We start from the raw sequence: 7,453 nt of genomic DNA on the forward strand, positions 1-7,453 counted from the left end.
TGTGGAGGTTGGGTTCCGGCGCGGAGCTTGGAGGCGCGCTGCCTTGGGCCCAGGATTTAGGTCTGAGGTAGTTTTGGGGAACGAGTTGGTGTCTGCGAATGCCTTGCCGCGGACAGGTTCTTTTGGGATACGTCCACGATGAACCTGTTTTTGAGCAGTTTTCGCCCGAGTAGTATGGGGTAACTCATTTTCTGCCGGTTGGCCAGCGAAAATTCGGTACGTATTTTTCGGCCGAAAAGCCTTATTGGTGTCTTGATCACAAACCGTTTCTCTTCCTTCCCGAAGGAATTTCGGATCACGGTTTCTTTAAAATCGGTAACTATAAAGAAATGTTGAGGTGCCCCGCGCTTGGCGTCGAGGTACACGTGGAGCTCCTGGCGCCCATCAGCTTCCACCAATTTCACGCGGGAACAATGGATGGCCGAAGTTGCCGCGCCCGAATCCACCCGCACAGGCACATTGTGCCAGCCGAGCTCCGGCAAATCTGCAATATCGGTCGCGCCGATAATTTCCAATGGACGTTTCATCTGCGCTGGAAAAACTGGGCGACCGTCAACGACAGGTCCAGAAACACCATTTTGGCCCGCACATTGCGCTCAATGTGGTAATAGGCCGTATTCACTTCCCCGATCATCCTTTCCAGCGACTCAAAATTGACGGTTTTGGAAAAATTCTGTACGAAAGTAAGCTCTTCCTGCGGAACACGCAAAAGCTCACCCGCGCCGTGGCTCCACACAAGCATGTCCCTGAACAACCGCAATGCATATTCGAGCAGGCCTTTTTGCTTTTCCTTGCTCATGACATCGTAGTTGTCGGCGAGCTTTACCAAATGTGCTACATCGAACTTATATGAAGAACGCATCCAGTCGGCGAACCATGCCGAGCGGTCATCCTGCTCTTCCTGGACGAGTTTCAACGCCTCGGCCATGTTCCCGTCAGATAGGAATGCTACCTGATTGGCTACGGCCTCGGTCACGTCGCCTCGTTTCAGGTAGGTCTTGATTTCCGAGTCGGTGAATGCGGGAATGGTAATGCGCTGCGTCCGGGAGATGATCGTGGTCAGTAATTTGTCCGACTGATCACTTACCAAAAGGAACAATGTTTTTTCAGGCGGTTCTTCGAGAATTTTCAAAATCGCGTTGGAAGAAGCCGCATTCATAATATCGGCTTTCCAGATCAGCAGGATTTTGTATTCGCCCTCGTAAGCTTTTACGGATAATTTCCGCAAAATCCCGCGCGCTTCTTCTACCGAAATGTTACCTTGCTTGTTGTCCGCCCCGATGTGGTCGAGCCAGTCGGGGAGGACGCGGTAGGGGTTTTCCAGCAAAAATGAACGCCAGAGCGGCAGGAATGCTTCACTCGTTTTGCCATCCACCTTTTTGGAAGTGGCTATGGGGAATATGAAATGGAAATCGGGGTGGATGAGCTTGCTCATTTTCACGCACGACGCGCAGGTGCCGCAAGCGTCTTCCTCGTTCCGGTTTTCACAGTTAATGTAGGTAGAGAATGCCAGCGCCATGGCCAGGCCAGCCCCGCCCATGGGATAATCAAAAAGCTGAGCGTGGGCCAGATGGCTGTTCCGGACCGAGCGCCGCAATGTCGCTTTGATATTTTCAAGCCCCGGAATATCTCTGAAAAGCACGATTTAAATCAATTAATGGATGTGTAAAACGCTATTGACCGCGCGTATTTTTAAAAACTACACGCATAATATCTTCCTCGATCTGCCCGAATGCGACGCCCCGACGGCTTACCGTATCTTTCGCTACCGCCACAGCCTTGTCGAAACGGTACTCCATGCATCCCTCGGCGGCACCACCCCAGGTGAAGGAGGGGACGTGCTTGTTCTGGAATCCGGCACCGAATACATTCACACTTACGCCGACAATCGTTCCGGTGTTGAACATGGTGGAAATTCCCGCTTTGGAATAATCACCCATCATCAACCCACAGAAGAGCAAGCCCGTGTCGGCCAGCATATTGGTGGCATAGCTATGCAACTTCACATTCGTGTGGTCGTTTTTCAAATTCGAGTTGTTGGTATTCGCGCCAAGGTTACACCATTCTCCCAGTACAGAGTTGCCCAGGTAGCCGTCGTGGCCTTTGTTGCTATATCCGAAAACCACGCAATTACTCACTTCCCCGCCGACTTTGGACGAGGGGCCAACAGTGGTATTAGGCCGGATCTTAGTTCCTTGTGCCAAAACACCATTTTCACCGATCGCAAATGGCCCCTGGATCATCGATCCTTCCTGGATCAATGCGTTTCTGCCGATATAAATAGGCCCGTTCTCTGCATTCAGAATGGACGCTTTGATTACCGCACCTTCTTCTACAAATATATTCTCCGGTTTGTAGCAATGCGTAAAAGGATCGGCAATGCCTACCGATTTTCTAAGGGAAGCAATGCGTTCATAGTCGATTTTGATTTGCGCCCCATTCTGCCCGAAAATATCCCACACATTGCGGATCATCGTAAAGGGTTCCGCATATTCCACTACCGAAAGGCCGTTGGTGCCATCCGAAGCCTTCCAGGTTGAATGCGTCCGCACGGCCATGATTTCCCCGTTGCCGGAAATAAGCGCATTGCCATGTGGCAGGCCTTTGACAATGCCGGTCAGGTGATCGTCCGGGCATAATGCGCCGTTGATATACAGGTTATCCCCCGAAGTATTTTCAGGGTATTTGATGGCGAGATAAGCTTCCGTTTGGAATGAGACCGTGGAGTGGCATCTGTCGGCCCATTTTTCGGCCAGGGTGTGGATACCGCACCGGATACCGGCGACTGGTCTTGTATAGGTAAAAGGTAAAAGCTGGATTCTAATCTTGGGATCGTCGAACAGAATGGTACTGGGCATAAATTAAGTCGTATGTGCCTGCCAAAGTTCGGGCATTTTATTGGTTACGGCAAAAAAAGAAGCAGTCTCCCGAGCATATTTGTCGGGAGACTGCCACTGTATTTTTTTTGTTCTCCTGATGTGTTCGACCACACAGGAAGAAGCCAATGCGTTGCTTATTTTCCGTAACGCTTTCTGAACTTGTCAACGCGACCAGCTGTGTCAACCAGTACGTTTTTACCAGTGTAGAAAGGGTGTGATTGCGAAGAAACCTCGACTTTGTACACAGGGTAAGTTTTGCCGTCTTCCCAGGTAATGTTTTCAGAAGTTTCTATGGTAGAGCGAGTAATGAATTTAAAGTCGCTTGATAGATCCCAGAAAACTACCTCTCTGTAATTGGGATGAATATCTTTTTTCATTGGTATATGGTATTATTTGTTTCTATACGATTTCCAAAAGGATTGCAAAAGTAAAAAATCCAGATTTGTAAATCAAGTATTGAAGCGCTATCTTTTTTAATATTAATACAATACGGCGGAAATTAACGTCCTAGACTTCACTAAGTTGCTGTTTGAGCACCTCTACGCCGCGTTTGGCCTCCTTCTCGAAATCGGTATACACGAAGCATTCGATCGAAAGTCCGCCTTTATACCCGATTTTCTTCAAAGCGCCCAGGTAAGCCCTGAAATCGTCGCCCTTCACGCCCGGCGGCGTGCGTTTTTCCTTCTCGGCAATGTGGCAATGCACGATGTGCTTACCATATTTAACGATTTCCGATGCCGGCTCGTCCTCCTTTAACATATGATATATATCGCAAAGCAGCTTCACGCGCGGGCTTTTCACGGCATCCACGATCTCGACGCCCTCGGCCAGGCTGTTGATGAAATTGGTTTCCCCGCGGTTCAGGGGCTCTACGGCGATGGTAACCCCGTATTTCTCGGCGATCGGCGCCATTTTTTGGGTTAATTCAATGTGCTGTGCCTTTGCTTTGGCTCTATCGAAGCCGTCAGGTATGATTCTTGAAGCACCGCTTCCGAATACGACAAACTGTGAACCGCATTCCTTGGCGCGCTTCAAAACGGTCTCCGTTCTTTGGAGGATCGCTTCATGGTTCGCTTCCGGGCCTAGTGTTTTCAGGCTCGCAGGAAGCAGGATCACGTAAGACTTGATAGGGAAATGCTCGCTTTTGAGTTGTTGGAGGTTTTTCTCGTAACCGGCGTCGCCGCCTTCGGGAATCAGAAAGCCCGCCACCGACTCCTCTATATATGCACATCCCGATTGACGTAAAAAATCGGCTTTGTCGTAAGCTGCATATACTCCGAGTGGAATGCTGTAAGCGGTGTTTCCGGTGGCCTTGGCCATGGCTTCGGTGAGCGACCCGCCCATTGCAAGGCCGGCGACGAGTCCGGAGCTCGTTTTGAGGAATGTCCGCCGGTCAGCTTGTTCGATAATTGTGCTCATATGGTTGAGTTTTTATGGCTATGGATTGCTATTTTGTGTTGAAACGAAATATGTTATGCTGTGTAAAGTTTGCAAGTTTAGAATTATTATAAATAAATTAATTGGTGCTAAATCGTTGATTAACAGCAGCTATTGTTAAATTAACGTTTCTCTGTACAAAATTTTTATTTGAAAAAGTTTGCAAAATTTGAAATGCATTTTTCTGAAAAATTTTTCTTTGAAACAATTTAGTGTAAGCTTTCCGTAAACAACTAGTTATTAGTTTCTTAACAATTTCGTAATTTGGACTCTGCTGATAAGGCATGATTTTGTAGAGAAATCCTGATTGCGAATCTGATTTCTTTAGTGTTATTTCAAGAGATTTTTAAAGTCATCTCCGACTGATCTTCCAAGAATATACATCACTAACGTTCTATCAAACACCACATTACTTATGTCTATGTATGTCATAAAGCGTGATGGTCGCCGCGAATCCGTGAAATTCGATAAGGTGACCGCCCGCATAGAGAAACTGAGCTACGGCCTGGACGCCGCTTACGTTCAGCCCGTGGAAGTGGCCAAGAAGGTTGTTTCCGGCATTTACGATGGCGTTACCACCGCCGAGCTGGATAACCTCGCTGCCGAAACCGCAGCTTCCATGACCACCAAGCACCCTGATTATGCAATCCTGGCTGCCCGCGTCGCTATCTCAAATCTCCACAAGAACACATTGAAGTCGTTTTCGGCTACAATGAAGCGTCTTTATACATATGTAGATTCCAAAACAGGCGAAAATGCATCGTTAATCTCCAAGGAGGTTTACGAGGTGATCCGCCAGAACGCATCGCTGCTTGACTCCACTATTATATATGACCGCGATTATTCCTACGATTATTTCGGCTATAAAACCCTCGAAAAGTCGTATTTACTGAAAGTTGAAGGGAAAATTGTCGAGCGCCCTCAGCATATGCTCATGCGCGTCGCGATCGGTATCCACCAGGAGGACGTGCAGGCGGCGATTGAGACTTATCATTTGCTTTCGGAAAAATGGTTTACCCATGCTACGCCTACCTTGTTCAACGCAGGTACACCGAAGCCGCAAATGTCGTCTTGCTTCCTGCTGACGATGAAGGAGGACAGCATCAATGGTATTTATGACACCCTCAAAAACTGCGCATTGATTTCGCAGTCGGCCGGTGGTATCGGTTTGAGCATTCACGACGTCCGCGCGACGGGTACTTATATTAAAGGAACGAATGGACAATCGAACGGTATCGTACCGATGCTCCGCGTGTTCAACGATACGGCGCGTTACGTGGATCAGGGAGGCGGTAAGCGCAAAGGTTCTTTTGCGATCTATATTGAACCATGGCATTCCGACATCTTCGATTTCCTGGATCTGAAAAAGAACCACGGGAAAGAAGAGCAGCGTGCGCGCGACCTTTTCTATGCATTGTGGATTCCGGATTTGTTCATGAAGCGCGTTGAGGCGAACGACACCTGGTCGCTCTTCTGTCCGCACGAATGTCCGGGGCTGGCGGATACGCACAGCGAGGAATTCGAAAAACTGTACGAACAATACGAGAGAGAAGGCAAAGCACGCAAGACGATCAAGGCGCAAGACCTGTGGTTCGCGATCATGGAATCGCAGATCGAGACAGGTACTCCATATATGTTGTATAAGGACCATGCGAATAGCAAGTCTAACCAGCAGAATTTGGGGACTATTAAGTCTTCCAACCTTTGTACCGAAATCATCGAGTACACGGCTCCCGACGAAGTAGCGGTTTGTAACCTTGCTTCCATCGCATTGCCGAAGTTCGTGGAGCAAGGCGCGGATGGTTTCATGCATTTCGATCACAAGAAGCTGTACGAGATCACGAAGGTGGTAACGCGCAACCTGAACAAGATCATCGACCTGAACTTCTATCCGGTTCCCGAAGCAGAGAAGAGCAACAAACGCCACCGTCCGATCGGTATCGGCGTGCAAGGCTTGGCCGATGCATTTTGTATGATGCGCATGCCATTCGACTCCGACGAAGCACGCCAGCTGAACAAAGACATTTTCGAAACGATCTATTACGGATCGATGGAGGCCTCAATGGAGCTCGCCATGCAGCACGGCCCATACGAATCCTGGGCAGGCAGCCCGATCTCGAAAGGCGTTTTCCAATTCGATATGTGGGGCGTTACGCCGGAAAGCAAACGCTGGAACTGGGAGAAGCTACGGAAAGAAGTGGTACAAAACGGTGTGCGCAACTCGTTGCTCCTTGCCCCGATGCCGACCGCATCTACGAGCCAGATCCTCGGTAACAACGAATGCTTCGAGCCATTCACTTCTAATATATATGTAAGAAGGGTGTTGTCGGGTGAATTCGTGGTGGTGAATAAATACCTGCTCAAAGACTTGGTGAGACTGGGTCTGTGGAGCGAGGAGATGAAAAACAACCTCGTTCGCGCCAGCGGATCGGTTCAGGCCATCCCGAATATCCCGCAAAATATCAAGGATCTTTATAAAACGGCATGGGAGATCAAACAGCGCAGCCTGCTCGACATGTCGGCGGATCGCGGAGCTTACATTTGCCAGTCGCAGTCGCTGAACATCTTCATGGAAGAGGCGAACTTCGGCAAGCTGACTTCGATGCACTTCTACGCTTGGAAAAAAGGCCTCAAAACAGGTATGTACTATCTGCGTACCCGCGCGGCTTCCGATCCGGTACAATTCACCGTCAGCAAGCAAGCAGAGCCGCAACTGGAACCTGCTACTGCCGTGGTGGCCGAGAAAGAGCTCAACTACGTGCAGTACGCGGAGGAGCACGCCAAGCCAGTTGCACCACGTGATAATCGCTCCGACATGCAATGCTCCCTCGATGATCCGGAAGGATGCGAGGCTTGTGGATCGTAATAAAGGTTAAAATCGCAATAGCGAAGAGGTGCCTGATCGTAGATCGGGCGCCTCTTTCATTTTCCGGCGGGCGGGCTGGTAATGTAGTGTAAGTTTGTGTTGTATTAATAAATGGAAAAATTGGACGTGCTGGAATCGGTTTTCGGCCATTTGAAATAGGAGCGGAAATGGAGGTAAAAAACTTTCGATTTTTTTGAGGGTATATTATTTTCGTTATCAGGTGTTTAGGTAAAGTCGGGTAAAAAGATTCAAAAATATTTGTGTCTTGCAC

At 48.9% G+C, this 7,453-nt stretch carries 6 protein-coding genes; 1 reads left to right on the forward strand and 5 read right to left on the reverse strand.

The window, feature by feature from the left end:
• Window positions 1–56: 56 nt before the first annotated feature.
• The 5 genes from J2Y43_RS32360 to J2Y43_RS32380 form a co-directional block, all read right to left on the reverse strand.
• Entirely contained in the window at window positions 57–527 is a 471-nt protein-coding gene (locus tag J2Y43_RS32360; RefSeq protein ID WP_309993022.1) for a RimK/LysX family protein, read from the reverse strand.
• Window positions 524–1,642 carry a DNA polymerase III subunit delta gene (locus J2Y43_RS32365; protein WP_309993020.1) on the reverse strand — a complete coding sequence of 373 codons (1,119 nt, stop codon included), beginning with the start codon at window positions 1,640–1,642 and terminating at the stop codon, window positions 524–526. The genes J2Y43_RS32360 and J2Y43_RS32365 overlap by 4 nt, the downstream gene beginning before the upstream one ends.
• Window positions 1,643–1,673: 31 nt before the next feature.
• On the reverse strand, window positions 1,674–2,858 hold the full coding sequence (locus J2Y43_RS32370) for a putative sugar nucleotidyl transferase (RefSeq protein WP_309993018.1): 1,185 nt from the start codon (window positions 2,856–2,858) through the stop codon (window positions 1,674–1,676).
• Window positions 2,859–3,013: 155 nt separating this feature from the next.
• A complete protein-coding gene (locus J2Y43_RS32375; protein ID WP_015812727.1) occupies window positions 3,014–3,256 on the reverse strand; it encodes a type B 50S ribosomal protein L31 in 243 nt (80 codons plus the stop codon).
• Window positions 3,257–3,386: 130 nt separating this feature from the next.
• The gene (locus tag J2Y43_RS32380; protein WP_309993014.1) at window positions 3,387–4,298 is read right to left on the reverse strand and encodes a sugar phosphate isomerase/epimerase family protein; all 912 of its coding nucleotides are present in this window, start codon (window positions 4,296–4,298) and stop codon (window positions 3,387–3,389) included.
• Window positions 4,299–4,737: 439 nt separating this feature from the next.
• Here J2Y43_RS32380 and J2Y43_RS32385 point away from each other — a divergent pair, with 439 nt between their 5' ends.
• Entirely contained in the window at window positions 4,738–7,182 is a 2,445-nt protein-coding gene (locus tag J2Y43_RS32385; RefSeq protein ID WP_309993012.1) for a ribonucleoside-diphosphate reductase subunit alpha, read from the forward strand.
• Window positions 7,183–7,453 lie beyond the last annotated feature (271 nt).

The sequence above is a fragment of the Dyadobacter sp. BE31 genome (genome assembly GCF_031457695.1).
Classification (GTDB): domain Bacteria; phylum Bacteroidota; class Bacteroidia; order Cytophagales; family Spirosomataceae; genus Dyadobacter.